Here is a 23,321-nt window from a genome sequence, read left to right as displayed (position 1 = left end):
TGGCCCATGACCCCGTCCGTACCCAGCGGCGCCGAGCTTCTGACCCGCGGCCTCGATGTGCTGCGCACCCACCAGGAACGCGCCCGGCGCACCCTGAGTCTCATCCCCGCCGAGAACGTCATGACCCCGATCGCGCGACTGCCCTTCGTCGCCGACCTCGCCGCCCGCTACATGTTCGACGAGCGCCCCGACCCGGCGGACGGCGACTGGCGCTTCCCCGCCGGCAAGGAGGCCGCCTGGCTGGAGACCGGCCTGACGGTCCCGCTGCTGCGCCGCCTGACCGGCGCCGCCGCCGTGAACGTCCGGCCGCTGTCCGGGCTGCACGCGATGCAGATGGTCATCGCTGCGCTCGGCGGGCCGCCCGGCAGCACGATCGCCTGCCTCGCCCCGGCCCAGGGCAGGCACTACGCCACCGCGGACGTGGCACGGCAGATGGGGTACACCCCGGTCCACCTCCCCGGAGACGGGACGCACGAGCTGGACACCGACGAGCTGGCCGGCTTCCTGCGCGAGCACCGCCCGAGCCTGATCTACGTCGACCAGTGCCACGCCCTCACCGGCCTCGACATCACCCCGCTCACCGCCGCCATCGACCAGAGCGGACTTGCCACCGCTGTGCACGTCGACGTCTCTCACACCTTCGGCCTGGTAATGGGCGGCGTGCTGCCCAACCCGCTCACCGCCGGTGCGGACAGCCTCTCGGCCTCCACCCACAAGTCCTTCCCCGGCCCGCAGAAGGGCATCATCGCCACTCGCGAACTCACCACCGCCCAGCGGATCACACAGATTCAGCCCCGCATGGTGTCCAACCACCACTTCGCCGCCGTCGCCGCGCTCGGCCTCTCGCTGGCGGCCTTCGCCGACCACGCCGACTCCTACGCCCGCGCCGTCGTCACCAACGCCCGGACGCTGGGCAAGGAGCTCGCCCACGGCGGATGGGCCCTGGCGGGAGCCGAGTTCGGCTACACCCGCACCCACCAGCTATGGGTCACCCGCACCCCCCAGCACAGCGCCCGGGACGCAGCCGGGCGCCTGTACGAGGCCGGATTGCACGTGAACTGGCTGACCGACCTGCCCGTGAACGGACCGGCCCTGCGCCTGGGACTCGCGGAAGCGACGTGGCTGGGGCTGGGCGCCGAGGACATGCCGCGCCTGGCGCAGATCATGATCGCCGCCGCCGACGGGAGCGTCCCGCTGGCCGAACTGGCCGAACGGACCGCCGGCCTGCACCCCGAGGACCCCTACCCATTCACGCCCCGGCTCGACGAGATTGCGACGGCGAGCGCGTCGGCCGACGTGCAGGCGATCCTTTCGGGGGTGACGCGATGAGCACGCTGATGGCTCCCCTCACCGAGGACGCCCCGTGCGTGGCCGTTTACCGCGAACTGCGCGACGGCGTCTCCCGCGCCAGCGCCCAGATCGGCTACGGCTACAACCTCTACCCCACTGCCCCGGCCACCCATCGGTTCTTGCACCGGGCCCTGGCGGAGTGCGCCCGGACAGGCCGTCTGCACGAGTACGGCACCCCCGCCGACGAGCGCGACCGCGCCCTGGCCGCCACCCTGGCTGGCGCCTACCTCGGCGTCGAGCTGGAGGGCGAGCAGGTCATCTTCACCAGCGGGGCCACCGAGGGGGTCGGACTGGTCACCCGGTGGCTGGCCGCGTGCGACGCCGGACTGGTGCTGCCCGCCCCCTGTTACTACGCCTTCGAGCAGACGCCGCGCCGCTGGGGCGGCACCGTCCTGGGCCGCTACCGGCACGACGGCGCCGTCCACGCCACCGGCGAGAGCGCCTCACACACCGCGCTGGTGGAGATCTTCCCCAACGGGGTGACCGGCACCCTCTACACCCCGCCGCCGCTCAAAGCGGACTTCCGGGTCGTCGACGTCGTCTTCCTCGCCGGCGGCACCGGCCCGAGCCCGCACCAGGTCACCGACCGGGTACGGGCCACCCTGTCCGGCCGGGTGGAGGACACGGCCGTGCTGATGACCCCGTCGAAGGACCTGTGCGTCCCCGGGATCCGCCCCGGCCTGCTGATCAGCGGGCACACCTCGCTCCTGCACGCGGTCCGCGACGACCAGTTCGACCGCACTGCCTCGAGCAGCCCCCTGACCGGACAGGTCGTCCTGCTCTACCTGACCGTCCTGCTGCTCGCCGAGGCCGCCCACGCCCCCGACCCGGCCGCCTTCACCCGCCGCTACCGGTGGATCGCCCGCCAGTACGCGCACCACCAGGTCACATGCGTCCCCGCCGAGGTGGACTGCCGGGCCATCGTCGAGCACCTGGACGCGATGAGCCTGCACTTCGCCCGCGGGTTCGAGCTGCTGACCGAGCACGCCGGAGACCTGCTGGAGACCGGCGACCACCTGCGCCCGGTCTCCGGGTACTCGCTGCTGCCCCGCCTGATCGCCTGCCTCGACCGCCCCGAGGAAGCGGTCGCCTGGGTCAACGCCGTCGGCCGCCAGTTCGACCTCAAGCTCAACGCCCATCTCCTCTTCGGCGGCACCAAGGAGTCCTGGCACCACCTGTATCCCGGGCCGCCGCGGATCCGCGTGAACGTGTCCGTCCCGCACGAGAACCTGCTGCACACCCTCGGCCTGCTGCGCGAGGCGCACCGCGGCGTCGTCCTGCCGGCACCCCGGAAGGAGGCGGCGTAGATGACGGACCTCACCGGCCTCCTCACCAAGGCCGCAGGCCGGCGCCCGGACAAGGTCGCCGTCGCCGACGACGAACACGAGCTCACCTACTCCGAGCTGTTCGCCGCTGCCGCGCACACCGCGGCCCGGCTGCGTGAGCGGGGGCTCGGCGGCCCGGTCCTGCTCGCGCTCGTCCCGGGCACCGCGTGGGTGACCGCTCTCCTCGGCGCGTGGCACGCTGGCGTCCCGGCCGTCCCCGTCGACGTGACGCACCCGCCCAAGCGGTTGCGGCAGATTGCCGCCGCCTGCCGGGCCACCGGCATCCTTACCCCCACCGGTAGGGCGCCCGGATGGGCCGAGGGCCTCACCGCCCTCGCCCCGGCCACCATCCCGGTGCCGCCGGGGACCGGGTGGCCGGGACTCTACGCGGACGAGGAGGCGATCGCCTGCATCTGGCACACCAGCGGAAGCACCGGCGCCCCCAAGCCCGTTCTGGTGTCCCACCGCGCCGTCGCCGCCCGCGCGGCGGCCCTGCCTCAGTGGGCGGGCCTCACCCCCCGCGACCGGGTCGCTCAGCTGACCGCCCTCACCTTCGACGCGGTGCTCTGGGAGGTCCTGGGCGCGCTCACGGCCGGGGCCCGGCTGCAGATCGCCGGGCCGCGCGACCGCGTCCCCGGCCCGGCCCTGCCCCGCTTCCTCGCCAAGCACAAGATCACCGCGTTCACCGGCACCCCGACCTACCTGGCCGCCGCCCCGTACACCGAACTGCCCCACCTGCGGCGCATCGTGCTTGGCGGCGAAGCGCTCCACCCCGGGCCGCTGGAGCAGTGGATCAGCCGGTACGACGTGGCCAACGCCTACGGCCCGACCGAGGCGTGCGTCGACGCGATCGTCCACCGGCACGTCCACCCGGACGAAGACCCGGTCCCGATCGGCCTCCCGCTGCCCGGCGTACGGGCCTGGGTTCTCGACGACTACCAGCAGCCAGTAGCGGCCGGGGTGGCCGGGGAGCTCTACCTCGGCGGTGCGGGCCTCGCCTCCGGCTACCTCGGCCAACCCGGCCCGACCGCAGAGGCGTTTCTCCTGCTGCGGCTGACCGGCCCCGACGGTGTCCGGCGGCCCGAGCGGGTGTACCGAACCGGGGACGTGGTGCGCGAGCGTCCGCAGGACGGACGCTTCATGTTCCTCGGCCGCGCCGACGACCAGCTCAACGTCGGCGGCGTACGCCTGGAGCCGGCCGAAGTCGAACAGGCCGCCACCCAGATCCCCGGCGTGCGCGCGGCCGCGCTGCTGACCGACCGAGGGACGAGCGGCAGACCCCGGCTGGTCCTGCACGTGGAGACCGACGACACGGACCTGCCGGAGCGGCTGCGCAGGCAGTTGGCAGGCCGGCTGCCGCCAGCGGCCGTCCCCGCGCTCATCACCGCACGCCTGGCCCTGCCCCGGACCTCCTCGGGGAAGATCGACCGCCGCGCCCTCGCCGCCTCCGACCCCGAGCCCGCGAGCCCGCAAGAGGACACCCAGGCGGTGGAACCGGGGCTGCCCGAGGCCGTCGCGGGCTGGTGGCAGGAGCAGACCGGAGCTCCGGCCGATGGCACGCGGGACTTCTTCGCCTGCGGCGGAGACTCCCTGGGCGCCCTGCTCCTGCTGCAACAGATCAACGAGAAGTACGGCACCGAGATCCCGCTCGACGCGTTCTACGCCGATCCCACCACCCGGTTCCTGAACACTGCACTGACGCCCGGGAGTACACCATGACCTCTTCGGTACGCGGACTGCTCGTCGACGTCGACGGCGTCCTGCGGCTGTGGCCGCGCCGCAGCTCGATCACGGCTGCCTTGGAATGCGGTCTGCCCGAGCAGGCCGTTCGCTCGGTCGCCTACGACGGCGGCTTCGATCTGGCGCACCACGGCGTGTGGAGCCACGAGCAGTGGGTCGAGCAGGTCACCACGCGCCTGAGCGAGGAGTTCGGCGCGGCCGGGAAGCGCGCCGCCGAGCTGTGGGCGGCTGACCGCGGGGACGCCGATCCGGCGATGGCCGACCTGCTGCGGCGGGCCCGCGCGGCCGGGCTGATCACCTGCGCCCTCACTAACAACACCACCGTCGTCGCAGCCGATCTGGAGCTGCACGGGCTTGCCGACGTGTTCGACCACGTCGCCAACTCCGCCGAGATCCGGGTGACCAAGCCCGCCCCCGGCGCCTACGAGGCGGCGCTGGCGCTGATGGACCTGCCGGCCGGGCAGGTCGCCTTCACCGACGACAGCCGGACCAACATCACCGCCGCCCTCCACGTGGGCCTGCACGCCCACCACTACACCGGCGCCGAGGAGTTCGAGCGGTTCCTCACCGGTCTCGGCGTCACGCTCCCCCCGGCAGCTGGCGAGCCTCCGGTCCGCGCCGCGGGCGTGCCCGCCGGGACGGCGCCGCCCTCCAGCCACGCGGAAGCCGACGAGGCGACCACGGTGGCGACCCGCTACCTCACCACCGGCCTGCCCCCGGCGGTGCTCGCCGCCCGCCTGGCCGTACACGACCCGACCGTGACCGTGGTGCCGCTCGGCCCCGACGCCCTGGCCACCGTCGGCGCCGCCGGAACCCTGACCACCTGGCGGCTGCTGCCGCACGGCGCGGACCCGAGGGCCGCCGCCGGACACGTGAACGCCTGGGCGGAGGCGGCCGGTGACGTGGACGCCGAGCACCTGCCGCCCTGGACCCCCGCCACCCGTACAGCCGCCGCCGGACGCGCCGACGACCTGCTTCACCACACCGGCTGGGCCCTTCACCAGCTCGCCGCCGCCGACGCCGGCGGCGACCCGCTGGCGGCCGCAACCCATCTGGACGCCGTCCGTCAGCACCTCACCGCGCTGGCCACCCTGCTCGTGCGGCACCAGCCGGCGCCCTGGCCCGGCGCCACGGCCTCCCGCTACCTCCCCCCGGTCATCCGCGAGGCGCTGACGGCCTCGCGGCGCGCGGACCCGACCTCCCATACCGGTCTCGCCGCCAGCCTCCGGCCGCTGCTCGGCCTCCTGCGCCATCTGCGCCAGATGACCCAGCTCGTCCTGGACACCACCAGCTCCTGGCCGTGGCCGCATACCGCCGCCGCGCTCGCCCCGCTGCTCGACGGGCCCCCGGACCTGACCGCCCGCGCCCCCGAAGACGCCCTCTACACCCCGGCCCTCGCCGCGGTCTACGAGCGGCACCGCCCCCTGGCGCAACCCATGGCCGACGCCCTGCGCTCCTGGGCCGCGAAGGAGCTGTCCGGGTGCGACGTGGTGGAGCTGGGTGCGGGGACCGGGCGGATCACCCGGCAGCTCGCCGGGCACGGGCCCGCCTCCTACCGGGCTGTCGAACCGTCCGCCGCCATGGCCGCCCACCTGCGGGACGCGAACCTTGCGGGTGTCGAGGTCGTCGAGGCCGACGCGCTGCTGCTCCCCCTTCCCGCCCTCGGTGCCGACGTCGTCGTCGAGCACGAGACTCTGCAGTTCGCCGCCGATCCGCTGCTCGCCGCCGACGAGGCGCTGCGCGTCCTGCGTCCGGGCGGCCGCCTCGTCCGGCTGCTGCTGCATCCGGCCGGCCCTCACCCGCTCGCCGGCATCGACGCCGCCTACCGGCGGGCGGCGTTCGCCGACGGTCCGCGCCCGCTGTTCTTCGGCAAGGGCACCGACCAGCGCATCACCGCCCACCTCGCCGCCTTCGGGCGGCCCACCCAGGACCGGACGCTGGCGGACTTCACCCAGCACCGCACCGCCGAGCAGGCCCTCGGTGCGCTCGCCGACCGAGCCTGGCCCTATCAGCACCAGCTCACCGAGCCCGCCCACCGGGACGGTTTGGCGGCCGCCCGGCAGGAGGCCGCCCGCCTGCCCGCGAGCGTGTCCGTGCCCTACGTGCTGCGCGCCCTGATCACGCCCGCCGACCAGGAGGAGTGCTGATGCCCCGCCTTCCCGACGGATACCACTGGGCGTCCGCCCTCGCCGACGCCGCCCGGCTGCTGGACGAGGGAAACGTGCCCGTCCTTCGGCCCGAGGACACCGGGCGCGCCGAACGATGGGCGGACATCCTGCACGCCTACCCGGCGCCCGACCTCGGCCGGGGCGGGCCGCCGCAGGCCCGGGTGGTAAGCCTTGTGGGCCACGAGGACCTCGGCGACCTCGTCGCCCGTATGCTCGGCCGCCCCCACCACGTCCTCGCCCCCGCCCGGGTCCGCGACCCCGGCGCCCTGGGGCCCGAGGGAGGCAGTGTCCTCGTCGTCGCCCGCTCCCGGACGCTCACCCTGAGCGTCCTGATGCCGCTCCTGGAGGCCGCGGCCCGGAACAATACCCTCGCCGGGGTTCTCACCGGCCGCGACGACGCCGCCATCACCTTCGCCGCGGCGAAACTCCTCGCCGCCGACCGGTCCGCCCCCGCGCGCACCGCGCTCCTGGACGGCACCACCGGACTGACCCACGTACTCACCCCCGGGCGCCCCGACCAGCGCAGCACCCTGACCGACGTCCTGGCAGGCGACTTCGCCGGCCTCCTGGTCGACGCCCACGGCTCCGCCGCGCACGCCTCCCTGGGCACCGTGACTTTGTGCGGGTTGAGCGGACCGGCCGAACACGGCCCCGACGGGACAGTACTGGCCGGCGGGTGCACGCCGAGCGTCTGCAAGATCGACCCGGCCGGCCGCACCCGCCCCCTCGCCCCGCACACCCTGCGCGCCCGCGTCCTGGGCCTGTTCGTGTGCAACGCGATCACCCTGGGCGAGAGCGAGCAGTACCCCTCCGACGTGAGCCTGGCCCTGGACGCCGTCGAGGGCTACCCCAGTGCAGTCCTCGGACTGCTGCGCGGCGACCTGGACACCAGCGGGCACGAACCCCGCCTGACCGCCGCGAGCCTGCACTCCGGCGCCCGGCTCGGCCAGATCACCGCGCTGCTGGACGCCGACGGCCACCGCCGGGGCATCCGCGGCCCCTCCGCGATCCTGCTCGGCGACCCCGAACAGCGACTCCACGCGCCCGACACCGCGACCACCGCACCCGTACCGGCGCCCGCGCCCGTCCGGCCGCTCGCCGACGCCGAGGCGCTGAGCGGCTGGCGGGTACGGCTGGCTGACGCCGGAGCCCTCGAACAGGGGCTGTACGCCTCCCTCGATCGGCGCCCAGACGCGGACCTGTCCGCCTGCGTGGAGGAGATGACCTCCTACCGGCAGACCGCCCTGGACACGCTCCTGGCCGCCGCCCGCACGCCGGGCAAGGGATGGGAGGAGCGCGTCGAGGAGCAGAGCCTTCAGTGGGGGCGCACCGTCCTGGAGATCCTCAGCCGTACCCGCGGCGGCGCGTTCTCCCGGCAGCTCACCGCTGCCCGCGCCCACCACCGCACCGCGCACTGGGCGCCCGCGCCCGCGTGCGGATACTGCGGCGCGCCCCGGGAGTTCGAGCACCTGACCAGCCCGCTCGGCCTGTCCGGTCGGCGTACCCTGCGCTGCCCCAAGTGCGGCCCCGCTCTCAGCCTCCCGCCGACCCTGGCCCCCCTCGACATCACCATTCCGCCTGCCCTCCGCCCGGGTCAACCCGCCGAGATCCACGTCACCTTCCCCGAAGAGGCCCGTGGCCTGTTCGCCGTCCATCTGCGGCCCCGCTCCACCCGGCGCGGCTCGTACGATCACGCTGATCTGGCCGCCGCCCCGGGCCAGCACACGATCACCCTCACCCCTCCCTCCACGGACACGCCCCTGGAACTGCACCGAATCTGGGTCGTGCACGCGGACCGCTTCCACGTCGCCTACCACCAGCAGCGCGTCCCCCTCCTGCCCCACCTTGACGCCACCGGCCACCAGCAATAACCGGCCCGGCCGGACACCGGCCGGGGATCAGCACCGAGAACACGAAAGAGACACAAGCATGATCATCTGGGTCAACGGTCCCTTCGGCGGCGGCAAGACCACCACCGCCCAACTCCTCCACCAACAGCTCCCCACCAGTCTGATCACCGACCCCGAGGAGATCGGCTTCGTCCTGCGCAAGAGCATCGGCGATCACCCCAGCCGGCAAAAGGACTTCCAGGACTACCCGGCCTGGCGCACCCTGGTCGCCAGCCTCTGCGCCGAGCTGGACCGCCAGACCCAGGGCGGGCCAGTCATCGCACCGATGACGCTGCTGCGCCGCGAGTACGCCGAGGAGATCTTCGACGCCCTGGCCAAGGCCGGCGTCGAGGTGCACCACCTCCTCCTGCACGCCGACTCCGACACCATCCGGGCCCGTATCGAGGGCAGCATGGAGTTCCCCGACAGTGAGGAGCGCAGCGAGAAGGTCCGCGTCTTCCGGCGCCGCAAGCTCGAGGTCTATCAGCAGGCGTACGCGACCTGGCTGGGTGAGCGGGCCGACGTGATCGACACCACCGCGCTCACCCCGGACCAGGTCGTGGCGAAGGCCCTCACCCTCCTGAACCTGCCGTGAACCACGCGATAGCGAGGATGGCCGGGCCGGCCGAGGTCGTCGCCGACCACAGCTGGCCCGGCACGTCCACCACGGTGCTCCGCCTGCGGGCCACCGACGGACGGCAGATGATCCTCAAGGCCAACACCAGCACCGACAGCTTCCGGCGGGAGCATACGGCCCTCTCCCGCTGGGCCCCGGCGCTCGGCGCGAGCGCGCCTCAACTGCTCGATGTCGACGAGGACGCGCAGCTCCTACTGATGACCGCGGTCGCCGGCCATCCTCTGCAGTCCCTCACCCTCACCGGTCAGCAGAAGCGCCGCGCCTACGAGCGGGCCGGCTCTTTGCTCGCCCGCTTCCATGCCACCGCGCCCCGAACCGTCCTGCCCGCCTTCGGTGCCGAGCGCGCCGCGTACATCCGCGCCCAGCTGACCGACGGGACCCACCCGCTGTCCGGTGCCGACCTCGCAGTCCTTGACGAGGCACTGCACCTGCTGGAAGCCCTCCCTGCCCAGCAGGCGCAGCCCTCGCATCTCGACTTCACCAGTCGCAACGTCCTGTGGAACACCGAAGCAGAGGCGGGCGTCATCGACTTCGAAACCAGCCGCTACGAGGCAGTGGGCCGGGACTTCCTGCGAATCACCCAGCGCACTCTGTACCGCCACCCGGACCTGCGCACCGCGTTCTACCAGGGATACGGCCGTGAACCGGACCGGGCAGAGAGCGAGCTGATGCGCATCTGCACCGTCACCGACGCCGCCGCCATCGTCGTCGCGGGCACCGCCCGCAGACAGCATGCCTTCGCCACCGAGGCCCGCGGCATCCTGACCGCCGCCGTACGCGCCTGGCCCGCCCCGGCGCCGGGGACCGCCATCCCGCACGGACGGAGACCGCTATGACACCCCCACCGAGCGTCGGCGCGAAGACGGCCATCACCGCTACCACCGACTTCCACTCCGCTCTCCACCGCGCCCCCGACCTGATCGCCACACTCCACCGCGCCCGTGCCACCAGCCTGATAGTCGACAGCGGCGACTTCTTCGAGGGCACCTACTACCCCGTGACCAGGGGCGCCGTCGAACAGCGGATCCTCACCGAGCTGTACGACGTAATTGCCCCCCGGCAACCACGGCTGGCCCCACTACACGGGGCGTCTTCACGACCTGACTGTCTGCGCCAACGTCATCGACCCAAGCACGGGCACCTCCTTCTTCCGGCCGCTGCATCTGGCCGAGCTCTCCGGCCGTGCGCTCGCCATCACCGCCGTCATCGGACCGGACGCCTTCGCGAGCATCGCCCCCGACCTTCGCGCTGGCCAAAGGGTGACCGACCCCGCCCGCGCCTTGCACCAGCTCCACGACCAGCACCACCAGGACGTCGACGCCTGGGTCCTGCTCAGTCACCACGGCTACCGGCGGGACCCGGACCTGGCAGGCCGCTGCCCGTTCCTCGACCTCGTCTTCTCCGGCTACTGCCACAGCGCTGACACCGGCCCCGAAGAGATCGGCACCACCACGCTTGTGAAGGCACCCGAGTTCGGTAGAGGCATCGCCACCGCCCGCCTCCACCCGGGCGGATGGACGACCGCCGTCGAGCCGACGGCCTCCCTGCCGTTCCCGGCCGAACTGGACTGGGCGACCGAGGCGATCGGCGAAGCCGAAAAATCGCTGGACGAAGTCGTCGGCCAGCCGAGCAGCCACTGGAAGAACCGCACCTTCAGCCCGGAGGAACTCCTGCGCCGCGTGGCCGCCCGACTACGCCGACAAACTGGGCTCGGCGTCATCCTCAACACCAACGCGATCACCCCCCGCCCCCTCGGAGACGTTCTGACCCGCCGCGAACTGATCGAGCCGGTCCCGTACGACAACCGCCCGCTGCACACCGGCCCCTCGGCGACCGCCCACAGCCGGCCAGTCCAGGACCTGTTCGAGGGCGGTGGCTCCCTCGTCATTCGACGTGCCGGCACGACGCGTCCCGCTCCTCACTACGGACTTCCTGGCGCAGCAGTGCGCAGCCACCTGTCCGTACACGGCCACGCCGAGCCAAGTAGTTCTGGAGGAGCTCACCACGGGGGACGGGCAGTGAGACAGAGCCGACCGGAAACAGCTCACCGACCTTGCGTGCTGACGGCATGCAAAGCGACGGCGTCTCGGCCGGACCGTTAGCGCCGATGCCGCCAGAATCTGCCTGGCACGGGCCCGGCACCACTGCCTCCCTCAGCTACGCCCTCACGACCGCAGGGCAAGTCCACGAACGGGTGACACGAAGCGTTCGAGTATCCCTCCGTGCCCGTCTTGCTGCACTGGAGCGCCGTCCACCGCTCACTAGAACTTTTGTTCACAATCTGCCCCGGGTCTGCCCGTTACAGGTCCATCCGGGGGCCGTTGTTAGAGCACTAGTACCCCTCATGCGCCCTTCTGGAGGACCCAGTGCATCCTGTGCCCGCCCTCGTGAATCCTCCCGCCGCATTCGAACAGCTCCGGTTTGCTATCCCGTATCTGGCCCGGCCCCGACGCAGGGTTGACGCCATTCGCAGCGCAGCACGACCGGATACGAGGTGGGGGGCATGAGCGCCAGCGGTGATACAGGCGCCTGGCCGGAGCACTTCACCGACCACCGCTACGGCACCAACTGCCCGATGTGCGTGAACGACTTCACCGCCGACGACGTCGTCTGGGGCCTCCTTGTCCGGCGCGGGGAGGTCAGCAACGCCTACCTGTGGCGCAGCGGCCAGGTCCGCGGGTACGCCGTCGTGATCTACACCGGCCGTCATGTCGCCGAACCCACCGAGCTGAACGAGGGGGAGGCGGCCGCGCTCTGGCGCGACGTCCTCGCCCTGGGCCGCGCGGTGGAGGCGCTCTACGAGCCGCTGAAGATGAACTACCTGCTGCTGGGGAACCAGATCCCGCACGCCCACTGGCACTGCGTCCCGCGACGTGAAGCCGGAACGGACTTGGCGCCGGGCGGCCCGCTGCCCTTCGACGCACTCGATCTCGGACGGCAGGACGAGGAGCAACTGCAGGCGGATGCCCGAGCACTGCGCCAGCTGTTGCCTCCCACCGGTCGGCCGGGGGTGCGACGATGAACGGCGCAGAGTCGGACGTGATGGTCGTGGCGGGGATCCTGACGCTGTTCTACCGGATCGTCCCGACCGTAGTCGGCGAAGGCCCTGCGGGGACCGCGACCCGCAACTACGTGGCCCGGGACAGCGACGGAGCCCGGTGGTTCGTGAAGGCCTACCCGACGGGCACCGATCTGGACGCGGAACGCCAGGCGCTCGAGCTCGGCCAGTTTGCGCGGCTCGGCCGGATCCCGGTCCCGGTAGTGCGCAAGACTTTGGAAGGTGACCTCATCGCGGCCGCCGGCGGCATGGCGGTGTCAGTCGCGGCGTACATCGAGGACACGGAGACGGCTGAGGGCGGCCTGTCCGGCGACCGGTGGGCCGCGGTGGGCGAGACCGTCGGACGCCTGCACCGGACCCTGGCCCGGCACCCGTCCGGACCTCCGCGCCGCGTGCCCGCCCGGGAAGTCTGCGATGTGAAACGGGCCCGGCAGCGCTTCGACCGGCTGCTCGCCCTCTTCGCCAAGAGGCCGCCCACCTCGGGGTTTCCCGCCTGGGCACGGGAGACCGCCGCACGGCGGCTCGACGCGCTGCCTGCCGTGGCCGCCATGGTCAAAGGTCTGCCAGCGACGTTGACGGTGCAGACCGTCCACGGAGACCTGGCCTCGCCCAACCTGCTCCTGCGGGGACAGAAGGTGGCGGCATTGATCGACTTCCGGCCGCCGGGTCACCGCAGCCCCGCCTGGGAGCTCGGGCGGATCGTCCTCGACCCGCGCACTATCCTGGCGCAGCCTCAGTGGCCTACCGGCCTTGCCGAAGCTGTCGCTGCCTACCGGGCAGCCAACCCGGCGCTGCCGGCCGAAGAGCTCCTAGCCGTGCCCCGCCTTGCCGCCGGGTACCTGGCGTGCTCGGTGTATCCCCTGTCCGAGGCCGTCGACGACCCGGCCGCCGTCACCCCCGAACTCGAGGCGTACGGCCGCAACCGGCAGGCGGCCATGGGCGAGCTGTGCGAGCGCCTGCCGGAAGCCGAGGAGGTGCTCCATGACTTCCTCCACTGACCCCTCCTCCTCTCCTGGCACCCGGCCGTCGTTGTGGCGGCACCGCAACTTCCGCCGCTACCTGACCGGGCAGGCAGCCAGCGTGACCGGCAGTTCGATCAGCAGCATGGTGATCTCCGTGTTGGCGGTGCTCGAACTGGACGCGACCACCGCCGAGGTCGCCTGGCTGACGTTTCTGGGCCAACTGCCGCCCGCACTGCTGGCATTGCACGCCGGGACTCTCGCCGACCGCCACTCCAAGCGGAGGCAGATGATCACCGGGGACCTGGTCAGCGCCGCCGCGCTGGCCAGCGTGCCGGTGGCGGCCGCGCTGGACCGGCTGTCCCTGTCCCAACTGATGGTGGTCGCGGTCGTGCAGGGCGCGGCGGGGGTGCTGCACGATGCCGCCGCGATCAGTCTGCTGCCCAGTCTGGTCGACCGGTCCTTGCTCCAGCGGAGCAACAGCCGCGTCGGCAGCCTCTTCGCCGTCGCCGCCACCGCGGGCAGCAACCTCGGCGCCGTCCTGACCGCGTTCCTCGGCCCGGCTCGGGCGCTTCTCGGAGACGTCCTGTCCTACCTCGTCAGCGCTTGGTGCACCGCCCGCATCCAGGCCCCCGAAAGCTCCCGGCCGGCAGCGGAAGGCCGCCGTCTGCACACCGAGATCGGTGAGGGCCTGCGCTACGTGAACGACGACAACCGGCTGCGCACCCTGACCCTCGTGAACGCGACGACGTCGTTCGCCCTGGCGCTCCTCGATACCTTGTGGGCGCTGTACCTGCTCCGGTCAATCGCGATGAGCGCGACCGCCTTCGGCGTGGCCCTGGGTATCGGAGCCCTGGGCGCCGCGGCCGGGGCTCTGGCCGCCCCCTCGCTCGCGGCCCGATACGGGCCCGGGCCGATGATGCTCGCCGCGCTCGCGATCACCCCGCTCACCCAGATCCCTTTGCTCCTCGCCTCCCCAGGCCTCCTCTGGCAGGTCGCCATCAGTGGTGCGCTTGTTTCTTCAGCTGGCCTGTGCCGCGGCCGCGGGGACGACCCAGCGGACCATTCGTCAGGTCGTCACCGCCCAAGGCATGCAGGCCCGGATGCAGGCCGTGAGCACCTGGCTCACCTCCGGTGCACGGCCAGTAGCCGCGCTCCTCGCCGGCGGGCTCGGCACCTGGATCGGCGTGCGCCCCACCCTGGCCGCCGGCACCTGCCTCCTCCTCGTCCCCCTCATGGTTCTCTACCGCTCCCCGCTGCGCAGCCTGCTGGACATGCCCAGCGCGCCCGCCGTGGCTTCTCCTTCACCCGAGTCCGTCACACCTCCCACGCCGTCGGGGCCGACCGTCCCCCATCCTGCAGTCGCCGCGGATGTGCGGGACGACCGCTCCTCGGAAGGCGGCCCGTGAGCACGAACCCGGACACGGCCCCCAGCCCGGAGCCGTCAGCGGCGAGCCCGCCGCCAGGCGCGCCCCGCTCTCCCCGCCCGTACATCCCGTCCCACATGTCCCGAGGTGATCACGTGCCGCCCTCCCGCTCTGATATCCGCGCGACCATCGGAAGTGAACCAGGCGACTCCTCTCTGGAAGCGACCCTGCGCCGGGAGCTCGCCGAAATGGTGCCTGGCCTGGAACCGGTCGGCCTGACGCCGTACGCCGTGGAGGAGGCCACCAGCATCGACGGCCTGGCGGTGCCCGTCGTGGCCTACGCGGGCTGCTGGAACGGTGACCCGGACGCGGTGGACCTCCACGAAGGCGTCCTGCTGAAGTGGTTCACTGTCGACACCCTCGACCGGGTCCAGCTCAGCCGCGGACTTGGAGGTCTGATCCGCCGCCACGCGGCCGAACACCCCGCCGTGGAAGAGCCCCCGGCCGCGGCCCGTCCTCTACCTGGCGAGGCCCCGGCCGGGACGGTGCTGCACGTCGTCGGCGTCCACCTCCACCTGGAGCGCGACGGCAAGGTCCTGCTGGGACTGCGGCACCCGGACTCGGCGTACGCGGGCGGATCGTGGCACGCCCTCGCCGGACACCTGGAGGGGGAGGCGGCGACCGCCGGTCTTGCCCGCGAGGCGTTCGAGGAGGCCGGGCTGTTCATCGATCCGGCCGACCTCGAGCTCGTCCACACGGTGCACACGGTGGACCGACCCGGAGCCCGGCCGAGGATTCAGCTCTTCTTCCGCCCCCGCCACTGGGAGGGCACTCCCGAGGAACGCGAACCCGACCGGTGTCTCGCCTGGGAGTGGTGGGACGCGAAGGACCTGCCGGAGCCGATGGTGCCCCTACCCCGTGTCGCAATCGAGGGCATCCGGGCCGGCCGCTCCTACAGCGAGCTGGGATGGGAGCGTTGAGCGACTTCGCGGCGATCGGCGCCGCCTACGCCGCCCCTGCGCGCGGCGCGCGAGGACGCCTGTTACAGGCATCTCGGGCCCTCTGCCTGACCGTCATGCCCGTTGCGCCGGCGCCCTGCCATCCACCGCGTCAGGAAGAGGACAGTCATGTCTGCTGACCTGTCCACTACGACAGGTGCCCGCCGCGCCGCTATGGTGGAGCAGCTCAAGGCAGACGGCGTGCTGACCGATGTCCTGCTGCGCGAGGCGCTGCTGTCGGTGCCGCGGGAGGTGATGCTTCCCCACGCGTACGTACGGGTGAGCGATCCGGGCGTCGAGCCGATCGAGTGGCGCCTGCTCGACGGTGCGCATCCTGAGGACCAGGAGGAATGGCTCGACCTGATCCACAGCGGTGAGTCGGTTCTGCTCCAGCGTGACTGGGAACAACTCGACGCGCTCGTACGCGGGCCGGTGACCGGCGGGAACATGACGTCGATGTCGACCTACGGCCAGGCCACCGTTGAAGCGTGCCAGACGCTGCAACTGGCACCTGGGCAGCGGTACCTGGAACTCGGCCCGGGCCCGGGAGTCTCCCTCGCGCTCGCCGCCGCCGTCACCGGCCCCCTCTCGCCGTCGGCGTCGAACGGGACGGTTACGTGGCCGCCTTCGCTCAGCGCAACCTCGACCTGGCCTACCTGATCCACGTCCAGACCAAGGACGGCGATCGCAGGGAAGACAAGGAGTGGGAGTGGGGCGCGTACGCCTTCGGCGAGCAGGGGCCCGCGCTCGCCGAGCGGCTGGTGGCCACGGTCCTGGCCTGGGACCGCCACATCCGCGCCGAAGCCAACGACCAGTACGCCGACCCCGTCCTGACGGTCCACCCGGCCAGCACGCCCAACGATGCGCTGCCCGCCGGCGACGTCCTGGACAAGCGGCACTGCCGCTTGGTGTTCCGGTGGCCGTGACGTGGTGCTGCCCGGGCCCGTTGAGCGTCCTGCCGCCGATGTCGTCGCGGAGGGGGTATGACGATGGAACAGGTCGTCCAGGAGGCGGTGTTCATCGCACCGACGGAGAAGCCGCCTGGGTGCAGCCCCGGCTGACCGGCCCGGACGATGTGACCACGCCGCGCCGCTGGGTCCCCCGGCTGCGCGCCTCGAACCCGGGACGGCCGGGAAAGGTCGATGACCGAAGGCGTCGTCCTGATCCGGCGCGACGCCTTCGGCGCAGTAGGCGGGTGGGAAGATCAACTCTTCCTGTATCACGAGGGGTTCGACCTGGCCTGGCGGCTGTACGAGGCGGGCTGGTGCGGCTGGTACGCGGCGTCGATCCGCATGCACCACCCACTCACCGAACCCACCCGCCACGTGCTGTACCACCGGCTCGCCGCCCGCAACCGAATCTGGATCGCCCACCGCAACCTCCCCGCCCCGCTCCTCCCCCTCTACCTGAGCGCCTGGACCACCATCACCCTGGCCCGGGCCGTGCGCGGCGGCGGACTGAACCAGACACTGCACGGCATGCGCGAAGGATGGACGAGCCGACGTACGAAGCGGCAGCGTCCGATGAGCTGGCGCACCGTCTACCGGCTCACCTCCGCCGGACGGCCGCCGATCATCTGACCTCGTTGCCCCCTCCGCCACTCGAGGAGCCCTTTTCGCCATGAACAAGCCGTCTTTGCCCTCGCTGATGGGGGTGTTCGCGCATCCCGACGACGAGAGCCTGCTGGCCGGCGGTGTGCTCGCACAGCACCACGCCGCTGGCGCCCGCACCTCCGTCGTCACCGCCACCTGGGCGCCGACGAGCCACCGCGCGCCCGAGCTGGCTGAGGCCCTCGACGTCTTGGGCGCCGGGGCCCCGCGGTTGCTCGGCTACGCCGATGCCCGCAACCCCGCCTCGGCACCCGACGGCGCCGTGCGCCTCGTCGACGCGCCCCTCGACGAAGCCGTCGGCGGTCTGGTTGCACACATCCGTGAGGTCCGGCCCGACATCGTGATCGGCCACGATGCCCTCGGCCAGCTCACCGGGCACCCGGACCACCGGCGCGCCCACCAGATCACCCTCCTCGCCGTCGAGGCCGCCGGCCTGCCGCACCTGTATCCCGACTCCGGGGAGCCCTGGCAGCCTGCCGCGCTGTACGCGGCCACACACTCGCAATCCGGTGTGGGTCGACTCGGCCCGCTACTCCAGAGCGTCGGGAAGACGCTCCTCACGGTGCCGGAGGCGTACGTGACCACGACCGTCGACGTCTCACCCTGGGCCGCGGTGAAGATGAAGGCGATCCTCGCGCACCGTAGCGAAGCCGCCCGCGAGCGGCCCCTGCCCGGCCTGCTCGCCCGCCTGCCCGAGCCGGAACGCCACGAGATCATCACCACCGAGTACTTCACCCGGCTCACCCCCGGCCCCGCGCCGGGTGCCCCTCACCGGCTCGTCGCCTGACCGACCGCCGTCCACTCGGTCCCTCCCGCACGATCGGAGACGAGATGACTGTCAAGCCCGCCCCTGACACGTCGCCCAGCACGATGATGGCCGACGAGGAGTACAGAGCCGTACGCGCCGCAGCCGCCCTATGGGTGGGAACGTCCGTGCTGATCACAGACGAAGGCGGCCGCATCCTGGTCCAGCACGTCAACTACCGCACGACCTGCCTCCTAACTGGAGTACGAGCGGGTTCCCACGAGTGCTGAAGCGGTACGTCGTGCCATCTCAGCTGGTAGGAGGCTCGCTGGACTCGATGAGCAGACCTCCCGGATTTTAGGCTGTTCTCCTGAATTTCAGGAGCTGCTGCTGTAATTTCGCTGTCCATGGCAGATCTCAGGACTCGCGTGCTCTCCCTTGTACCGCCGCTCAGCGAACCGCCTTCCGCAGACGGGGAGTTGCCGGGCGACGAGCAGGGGCTGAGTGATGTCCTGTCGCTGCAGCGCAGGTATGCCGGTGGGGCCGACCGGGAGGACGAGCAGCTGTTCTTCATGGACACGCTGGTCGAGTACCAGTGGGCACGAGATGTGGCGGGCCTGGCGTCCTCGACGCTGGACGGGCTGACGAAGCCGGTGATCGAGGTGTGTGACCACTACGGCGTGGTGCCGTGGCGGTTGTCGCCTCGTCATGTCGATGCCTACTTCGCCGGGATCGGCAAGCGCCAGGCGCCGACAGTCCGATCGAAGCTGAATCGGATCGATCACTTCTTCGCGTTCCTGGAGCAGCGCTACGCGCACGAGATCTTCCGGCGGTTCGGGGCGACGGTCGAGTCGCCGATCGATCCGTTCAACCGGCACGCACACCGCGGCGACTTCGGCCTGCGGGTGCCGCCGTCGGCGCGGGCGGTCGGCGAGTTCTTCACCGGTTGGCGACGGGAGCTGGCGCACGCCCGCAAGGAGGCCGTGGCGTGCAGGGACTACCTGATGGCGAAGTTGATCTACATCTCCGGGGTACGCGCTTCGGAGCTGTGCCAGATGCGTATGAAGGACCTGCACTGGGAGGCGGGCGACTTCGGGCGATTCGTCGTCCAGGGCAAGGGCGCCCGAGGATCGGGGCCGCGGCAGCGCGAGGCGTTCCTGTTCTCCGAGGGTCGTGAGCTGTTGTGGTGGTACGTGGAGGAGGTGCGCGGGTTGTTCTCGGACGACCCAGAGCACCCCGAGTCGCCCGTTTGGCCCTCGGAGCGCCTGGCCCGGGATCTCGGGGGCGAGCCGAGTCCGGTGGGGCCGGCGGTGACGACATCGACGTTGCGGAAGGCGCTGGGACGGGCCTCGGCGGCTCACCTGTCGGGTCCGGTCGAGCGGATCTTTCCGCATCTGCTTCGGCACGCTTGTGCCACGCACCGCTACGAGGCGGGGATGTCGCTGTGGGAGGTGCAGAAGTTGCTTGGTCATGATTGGACGACGACCACGGTTCGGTACATTTTGTCTGCTCAGGGTGATCCGGAGATGGCGAGCCGGCGCTCGTCGGCTCGGGCATCACAGCGGTTGCGCGTGGACGCGGGGGGTCTGTCGTGAAGTGGAACTTGCGGTGGGCGGCGGCCAACCGGGGCATCTGGCGGCCAAGCGAGCTGATGCCCGTGTTCGAGCAAGTCGGGTTCACTCCGTCGCTGTCGAAGGTCTCCGCGCTGTGGTCGGGTACGCCGGTGACGGTGCGGCTGGAGGACCTCGACCTGATCTGCGCCGCGCTGGACTGCACGGTCGCGGACCTTCTGGTCGCCGAGCCCGTGGCCCGGAAGACTCCGGCAGCCCAAGGCGAGGAACTGGCGAAGGCTGCGGGAGAGCTGCCGCGGCCGGTGCCACGCCGACCGGGCGGAGCGGGGCGGCCGAGGTCGCTCCCGCCGAACTGAGATGGCCCGATCACGCCTTCCTTCGCTGGGGCAGTGCGCGGGGTGTCTCGGCTGGGGACCGCGAGCGCAACCGCCATTCTGTTCCCCGTGCCACCAGTGGCGCTCCAAGCGTTACCACCCGGCAGCCGAGTGCAGACGCTGCAAGCGGCTGTGGCGGGTCAACAAGGAAGGCTTGGTTGCGTCCTGGGAAGTGGTGTACGGGTTCCCACCTGATCCGGGCGTTTGTCCTGGCGTCGGAGTGAGGGTCCGGATATGAGAACGGCCACCGGCTGATCTTCGAGGTGTCGAAGCTCCAAGGAGATCAGCACGATGACCGCACCCGACAGTCTGCCCCTGCACGCCCTCGCAGAGGAGAATCTGGCCGCGGCGAGTCCCGATCTGCTGCGCGCGATGATCAAGACGTTCGCCGACGCCCTGATGTCCGCGGAGGCTGATGCCCTCTGCAACGCCGAATACGGGCAGGTCAGCGACGAGAGGGTCAACCATCGCAACGGCTATCGCCCGCGCGAGTGGGACACCCGGGCGGGCACGGTCGAGCTCGCCGTTCCCAAGCTGAGGCAGGGCAGCTATAAGGTAAAGCCGATAAAGCAGACGGTACGTGAACTACTCGGACACCCCTACCCCTCACGCATCCCCAAGGGCGTGTTTGTCGAGCAGTGGGTGGGAATCTCCACCGACGAGTTCCACCGCGCCAAAGACGCCGACGTGAAATACATGCGCAACCGGCATCCACTCCTAGAACTTGGCTGGAGCAGAGCGGACTGTGTCCGATACCTGACCTCGCTCGGGCTGGCCGATACACCGAAATCGAGCTGCCTGGGATGCCCGTTCCACGGAAATGCGCAGTGGAGGCATATCAGGGACACATCCCCTTCCGAGTGGGCAGACGTCGTCGAATTCGATGCGGCCATCCGGCAGGGCAATGCCCGCGCCAACGCCTCGGGCAGCCGACTGCTCGGCGAGGCGTTCCTGCACCGCTCCCGCGTCCCGCTGAGCCAGGCGCCGATCGACCACGTCACCGCCGCCGAACGGGCAGCACTGCGCATAGACGCAGACGAAGCCGACGCGCTGGAGAACGGCGTCGTGGACGGCTGCTCCCCCTGGGCGTGCCGAGGGGACACGGACGCGCTGACCCGCGACGACTTCAGGCTGGCCACGTGATACTCGACCTCTTCGCGGGGCCGGGCGGCTGGAGCAGGGCACTGGGCGTCCTCGGCGTGCGCGACGTCGGCCTGGAATGGGACGAGTGGGCATGCAAGGCGCGCGTGGCCGCTGGACAGTTGACGATCCGGACCGACGTGGCCATGTATCCGACGTGGCCCTTCCTCGGCCGCACGCGCGGGCTGATCGCCTCCCCGCCGTGCCAGGCGTGGAGCATGGCCGGCAAACGCCTCGGCCTGGTGGACCAGCCGCTGGTGCACGCGGCGGTGGAGGATCTCGCTGCTGGACGTGACACCCGCGAGCGTCTCCTCGCCGCCTGCCGCGACGAGCGCTCCCTGCTCGCGGCCGAGCCGATGCGCTACCTGCATGCCCTGAACACGGTCGGAAAGCCCGAGTGGGTCGCGATGGAGGAGGTGCCGGACGTTCTGCCGCTGTGGAAGCAGTACGCGGCCGTTCTGCGCGGCTGGGGTTTCTCGGTCTGGTACGGGATCCTCAACGCCGCCGACTTCGGCGTTCCACAGACGCGCAGGCGAGCGATCCTGATCGCCTCCCGGGTGCGTACGGCACAGCCTCCCACGCCCACCCACGCCCAAGTCGCCGAGCCTGACTCGCTGTTCGGTCCGGGCCGCGCCCGCTGGGTCAGCATGGCCGAGGCCCTCGGATGGGGCGCGACTGACCGGCCCGTTCCCACCGTCTGCGCCGGCGGCGGACCCGGCGGCGGACCCGAACCGTTCCCTTCGGGCTCCCGCAAGTCGCTCTCCGACGCCCGGGAGCACGGCACCTGGATGCCCAGGCCGGACGGTGTTCTCCTGCAGTCCCGCCGCGAAGGAACTGGCTGGAAGGCACGGCACGGCGCACGACAGAACCGTGCCGCCGACGCTCCGGCGCCGACGTTCACCGCCGACGCACGCCGCTGGTCCTGGTCCCTGCGCAGCAACAACCAAGCGAACGCCACCGTCCGCCCGCTGTCCGAGCCAGCGGGCACACTGTTCTTCGGGCACCGCGCGAACGAGTGCACCTGGGTCGCCGAACCAGCCTCGCCTCCGACCGAGGACACGGACACGCCAGTGGTACCCGAGCCGATCCGGATCACCGCCCGCGAGGCCGGCCTCCTGCAGACCTTCCCCGCCGACTACCCCTGGGCCGGCAACAAGGGCCAGCAGTTCTCCCAGATCGGCAACGCCGTACCGCCGTTGCTCGCCGGCCACCTCCTCGCCCCGCACCTCGGCGTCACCGTCAACCCCGACGACTTCACCCTCGCAGCCTGATGCCCCACGTCCCCGAACCCGAAGAAGACCACCTCGATGCCATCGCACCGCCGCAGCCGGTGTTCCACGTCGAGCAGGCCCTCCTCGGCGCCCTCCTCCTTCATCCACACCGCCTCGGCGACGTGACCGGCATCGCCACCGACTCGTTCTCCACCGCCGCGCACGCCGCCCTGTTCACCGCCATCAGCACCCTGCCTCCGCCCGACCCCGCCGAGCACGCGAAGAACACCAAATGGCTCGACCAAGTGCTCGCCACGGGGCGCGAACAGGCGCGCGGACTGACCGCCTCCTACCTGCACACCCTCGTCCAAGTCTGCCCCTGGCCCCGCCACGCACCGGCCTACGCACGGATGGTCGAGGCCGAACACGCCCGCCGGCGCCTGCAGACGGCCGCCGAACGCCTCATCCAGAGCGTCGACGACGCCACCCACCCGTACCCAGTCGAGACAGTGCTCGCCGAGGCCGACGCGCTCACCGCGGTCGTGGATGACATCGCGAGCCGGTTCCCGCCGCGCACCGGAGTGCTGCCCCGCACCGCGGCACCGCCGCCAGCCATCACCACCGACCACTCCGAGGCGGTCGAGGAGGAGCAGCTGCTCCTAGCGACCGCCACCGCCCACCCCGCCGACATCGAGTCCGTCCGGTGGTTGCTCCCCGACGACCTCACCCGACCCCTGCACGCTGGCCTGTGGCAATGCCTGACCGCCCTGGCCCGTCGCCGCGAGCCCGTCGACCCCGTCACCGTCCTATGGGAAGCCCAACAGCGCGGCCTGCTCGACAACGCGAGTGAACCCAGCAAGGTGCTCCGCCTGCTGGCCGAACCGGCCGGATCCGTGGAGCACTGGGCCGAACGCGCCCTGCAACGCTCCCTCCTAGCCACCGCCGACCACGCCTGCCGGCGCATCTCGGCGTACGCCGGAGACCCGGCGAACACCCCGTACCAGCTCGTCGTCGGCGCCCGCCGCGCCTTCGCCGACATCAGCGCCGTCCGCACCCGCTGGCAGCACGCCACCGGAACCGTCCCGCCACCACGACCGCGCCCGGCACCCGCCACTCGCGCCGGCTCGCCGACCACGACGGCCGCTCACGCCACCCGCGCCACGCGCGCAACCCGATAAG

21 protein-coding genes and 1 pseudogene are annotated in these 23,321 nt (G+C 71.7%); all 22 read left to right on the top strand.

Annotated features, from left to right (window positions below):
• Positions 1 to 6 precede the first annotated feature (6 nt).
• The 22 genes and pseudogenes from ACH499_RS29905 (at position 7) to ACH499_RS29800 (ending at position 23,320) form a co-directional block, all read left to right on the top strand.
• Positions 7 to 1,329 (top strand): hypothetical protein, encoded by a 1,323-nt coding sequence (locus ACH499_RS29905; protein ID WP_399019682.1) that lies wholly within the window; start codon positions 7 to 9, stop codon positions 1,327 to 1,329.
• On the top strand, positions 1,326 to 2,657 hold the full coding sequence (locus tag ACH499_RS29900; protein ID WP_399019680.1) for an aminotransferase class I/II-fold pyridoxal phosphate-dependent enzyme: 1,332 nt from the start codon (positions 1,326 to 1,328) through the stop codon (positions 2,655 to 2,657). Before ACH499_RS29905 ends, ACH499_RS29900 begins: the two co-directional genes overlap by 4 nt.
• Positions 2,658 to 4,394, top strand: a complete 1,737-nt coding sequence (locus tag ACH499_RS29895) for a non-ribosomal peptide synthetase (RefSeq protein ID WP_399019678.1) — start codon at positions 2,658 to 2,660, stop codon at positions 4,392 to 4,394.
• Positions 4,391 to 6,562 carry an HAD-IA family hydrolase gene (locus ACH499_RS29890; RefSeq protein ID WP_399019677.1) on the top strand — a complete coding sequence of 724 codons (2,172 nt, stop codon included), beginning with the start codon at positions 4,391 to 4,393 and terminating at the stop codon, positions 6,560 to 6,562. The genes ACH499_RS29895 and ACH499_RS29890 overlap by 4 nt, the downstream gene beginning before the upstream one ends.
• Positions 6,562 to 8,454 (top strand): hypothetical protein, encoded by a 1,893-nt coding sequence (locus ACH499_RS29885; protein ID WP_399019675.1) that lies wholly within the window; start codon positions 6,562 to 6,564, stop codon positions 8,452 to 8,454. Before ACH499_RS29890 ends, ACH499_RS29885 begins: the two co-directional genes overlap by 1 nt.
• A 58-nt stretch (positions 8,455 to 8,512) precedes the next feature.
• On the top strand, positions 8,513 to 9,067 hold the full coding sequence (locus ACH499_RS29880; RefSeq protein WP_399019673.1) for an AAA family ATPase: 555 nt from the start codon (positions 8,513 to 8,515) through the stop codon (positions 9,065 to 9,067).
• A complete protein-coding gene (locus tag ACH499_RS29875) occupies positions 9,064 to 9,945 on the top strand; it encodes an aminoglycoside phosphotransferase family protein (RefSeq protein WP_399019671.1) in 882 nt (293 codons plus the stop codon). Before ACH499_RS29880 ends, ACH499_RS29875 begins: the two co-directional genes overlap by 4 nt.
• A 213-nt stretch (positions 9,946 to 10,158) precedes the next feature.
• Positions 10,159 to 11,211 carry a bifunctional metallophosphatase/5'-nucleotidase gene (locus tag ACH499_RS29870; RefSeq protein ID WP_399019669.1) on the top strand — a complete coding sequence of 351 codons (1,053 nt, stop codon included), beginning with the start codon at positions 10,159 to 10,161 and terminating at the stop codon, positions 11,209 to 11,211.
• A 401-nt stretch (positions 11,212 to 11,612) separates the two neighbouring features.
• Positions 11,613 to 12,131: an HIT family protein gene (locus ACH499_RS29865; protein WP_399019667.1), complete on the top strand. Its 519-nt coding sequence runs from the start codon at positions 11,613 to 11,615 to the stop codon at positions 12,129 to 12,131.
• Positions 12,128 to 13,165: a phosphotransferase enzyme family protein gene (locus ACH499_RS29860; RefSeq protein WP_399019665.1), complete on the top strand. Its 1,038-nt coding sequence runs from the start codon at positions 12,128 to 12,130 to the stop codon at positions 13,163 to 13,165. The genes ACH499_RS29865 and ACH499_RS29860 overlap by 4 nt, the downstream gene beginning before the upstream one ends.
• A pseudogene (locus tag ACH499_RS29855) lies at positions 13,149 to 14,078 on the top strand (MFS transporter); the annotation flags it as partial. The gene ACH499_RS29860 and the pseudogene ACH499_RS29855, both read left to right, overlap by 17 nt.
• A 61-nt stretch (positions 14,079 to 14,139) precedes the next feature.
• Positions 14,140 to 14,535, top strand: coding sequence for a hypothetical protein (locus ACH499_RS29850; RefSeq protein ID WP_399019888.1), 396 nt, complete (start codon positions 14,140 to 14,142; stop codon positions 14,533 to 14,535).
• Between the two features lie 206 nt (positions 14,536 to 14,741).
• Positions 14,742 to 15,473, top strand: coding sequence for an NUDIX domain-containing protein (locus tag ACH499_RS29845; protein WP_399019878.1), 732 nt, complete (start codon positions 14,742 to 14,744; stop codon positions 15,471 to 15,473).
• A 147-nt stretch (positions 15,474 to 15,620) separates the two neighbouring features.
• Positions 15,621 to 16,151 (top strand): hypothetical protein, encoded by a 531-nt coding sequence (locus ACH499_RS29840; protein ID WP_399019663.1) that lies wholly within the window; start codon positions 15,621 to 15,623, stop codon positions 16,149 to 16,151.
• Positions 16,109 to 16,417 carry a hypothetical protein gene (locus tag ACH499_RS29835; RefSeq protein WP_399019661.1) on the top strand — a complete coding sequence of 103 codons (309 nt, stop codon included), beginning with the start codon at positions 16,109 to 16,111 and terminating at the stop codon, positions 16,415 to 16,417. Before ACH499_RS29840 ends, ACH499_RS29835 begins: the two co-directional genes overlap by 43 nt.
• 216 nt (positions 16,418 to 16,633) lie before the next feature.
• Entirely contained in the window at positions 16,634 to 17,071 is a 438-nt protein-coding gene (locus tag ACH499_RS29830) for a glycosyltransferase family 2 protein (RefSeq protein ID WP_399019659.1), read from the top strand.
• Between the two features lie 40 nt (positions 17,072 to 17,111).
• Positions 17,112 to 17,888, top strand: coding sequence for a PIG-L deacetylase family protein (locus ACH499_RS29825; RefSeq protein WP_399019657.1), 777 nt, complete (start codon positions 17,112 to 17,114; stop codon positions 17,886 to 17,888).
• 365 nt (positions 17,889 to 18,253) lie between these two features.
• Positions 18,254 to 19,441, top strand: a complete 1,188-nt coding sequence (locus ACH499_RS29820; protein WP_399019655.1) for a tyrosine-type recombinase/integrase — start codon at positions 18,254 to 18,256, stop codon at positions 19,439 to 19,441.
• The gene (locus ACH499_RS29815) at positions 19,438 to 19,773 is read left to right on the top strand and encodes a helix-turn-helix domain-containing protein (protein ID WP_399019653.1); all 336 of its coding nucleotides are present in this window, start codon (positions 19,438 to 19,440) and stop codon (positions 19,771 to 19,773) included. The genes ACH499_RS29820 and ACH499_RS29815 overlap by 4 nt, the downstream gene beginning before the upstream one ends.
• Positions 19,774 to 20,082: 309 nt before the next feature.
• The gene (locus tag ACH499_RS29810) at positions 20,083 to 20,934 is read left to right on the top strand and encodes a transposase (protein ID WP_399019651.1); all 852 of its coding nucleotides are present in this window, start codon (positions 20,083 to 20,085) and stop codon (positions 20,932 to 20,934) included.
• The gene (locus tag ACH499_RS29805) at positions 20,931 to 22,202 is read left to right on the top strand and encodes a DNA cytosine methyltransferase (RefSeq protein WP_399019649.1); all 1,272 of its coding nucleotides are present in this window, start codon (positions 20,931 to 20,933) and stop codon (positions 22,200 to 22,202) included. The genes ACH499_RS29810 and ACH499_RS29805 overlap by 4 nt, the downstream gene beginning before the upstream one ends.
• Positions 22,202 to 23,320 (top strand): DnaB-like helicase N-terminal domain-containing protein, encoded by a 1,119-nt coding sequence (locus ACH499_RS29800; protein WP_399019647.1) that lies wholly within the window; start codon positions 22,202 to 22,204, stop codon positions 23,318 to 23,320. Before ACH499_RS29805 ends, ACH499_RS29800 begins: the two co-directional genes overlap by 1 nt.
• Position 23,321: the final 1 nt, after the last annotated feature.

This window comes from Streptomyces sp. NPDC018947, assembly GCF_044390505.1.
Classification (GTDB): Bacteria; Actinomycetota; Actinomycetes; order Streptomycetales; family Streptomycetaceae; genus Streptomyces.
Note: the sequence above shows the minus strand (reverse complement) of the source record. Positions and strands in the feature narration are given on the sequence as shown.

Bases quoted from the DNA above. Each gene is read 5' to 3' on its own strand.
- ACH499_RS29905 (WP_399019682.1), top strand. From the start codon at position 7: ATGACCCCGTCCGTACCCAGCGGCGCCGAGCTTCTGACCCGCGGCCTC.
- ACH499_RS29900 (WP_399019680.1), top strand. From the start codon at position 1,326: ATGAGCACGCTGATGGCTCCCCTCACCGAGGACGCCCCGTGCGTGGCC.
- ACH499_RS29895 (WP_399019678.1), top strand. From the start codon at position 2,658: ATGACGGACCTCACCGGCCTCCTCACCAAGGCCGCAGGCCGGCGCCCG.
- ACH499_RS29890 (WP_399019677.1), top strand. From the start codon at position 4,391: ATGACCTCTTCGGTACGCGGACTGCTCGTCGACGTCGACGGCGTCCTG.
- ACH499_RS29885 (WP_399019675.1), top strand. From the start codon at position 6,562: ATGCCCCGCCTTCCCGACGGATACCACTGGGCGTCCGCCCTCGCCGAC.
- ACH499_RS29880 (WP_399019673.1), top strand. From the start codon at position 8,513: ATGATCATCTGGGTCAACGGTCCCTTCGGCGGCGGCAAGACCACCACC.
- ACH499_RS29865 (WP_399019667.1), top strand. From the start codon at position 11,613: ATGAGCGCCAGCGGTGATACAGGCGCCTGGCCGGAGCACTTCACCGAC.
- ACH499_RS29860 (WP_399019665.1), top strand. From the start codon at position 12,128: ATGAACGGCGCAGAGTCGGACGTGATGGTCGTGGCGGGGATCCTGACG.
- ACH499_RS29845 (WP_399019878.1), top strand. From the start codon at position 14,742: ATGGTGCCTGGCCTGGAACCGGTCGGCCTGACGCCGTACGCCGTGGAG.
- ACH499_RS29840 (WP_399019663.1), top strand. From the start codon at position 15,621: ATGTCTGCTGACCTGTCCACTACGACAGGTGCCCGCCGCGCCGCTATG.
- ACH499_RS29830 (WP_399019659.1), top strand. From the start codon at position 16,634: ATGACCGAAGGCGTCGTCCTGATCCGGCGCGACGCCTTCGGCGCAGTA.
- ACH499_RS29825 (WP_399019657.1), top strand. From the start codon at position 17,112: ATGAACAAGCCGTCTTTGCCCTCGCTGATGGGGGTGTTCGCGCATCCC.
- ACH499_RS29820 (WP_399019655.1), top strand. From the start codon at position 18,254: ATGGCAGATCTCAGGACTCGCGTGCTCTCCCTTGTACCGCCGCTCAGC.
- ACH499_RS29810 (WP_399019651.1), top strand. From the start codon at position 20,083: ATGACCGCACCCGACAGTCTGCCCCTGCACGCCCTCGCAGAGGAGAAT.
- ACH499_RS29800 (WP_399019647.1), top strand. From the start codon at position 22,202: ATGCCCCACGTCCCCGAACCCGAAGAAGACCACCTCGATGCCATCGCA.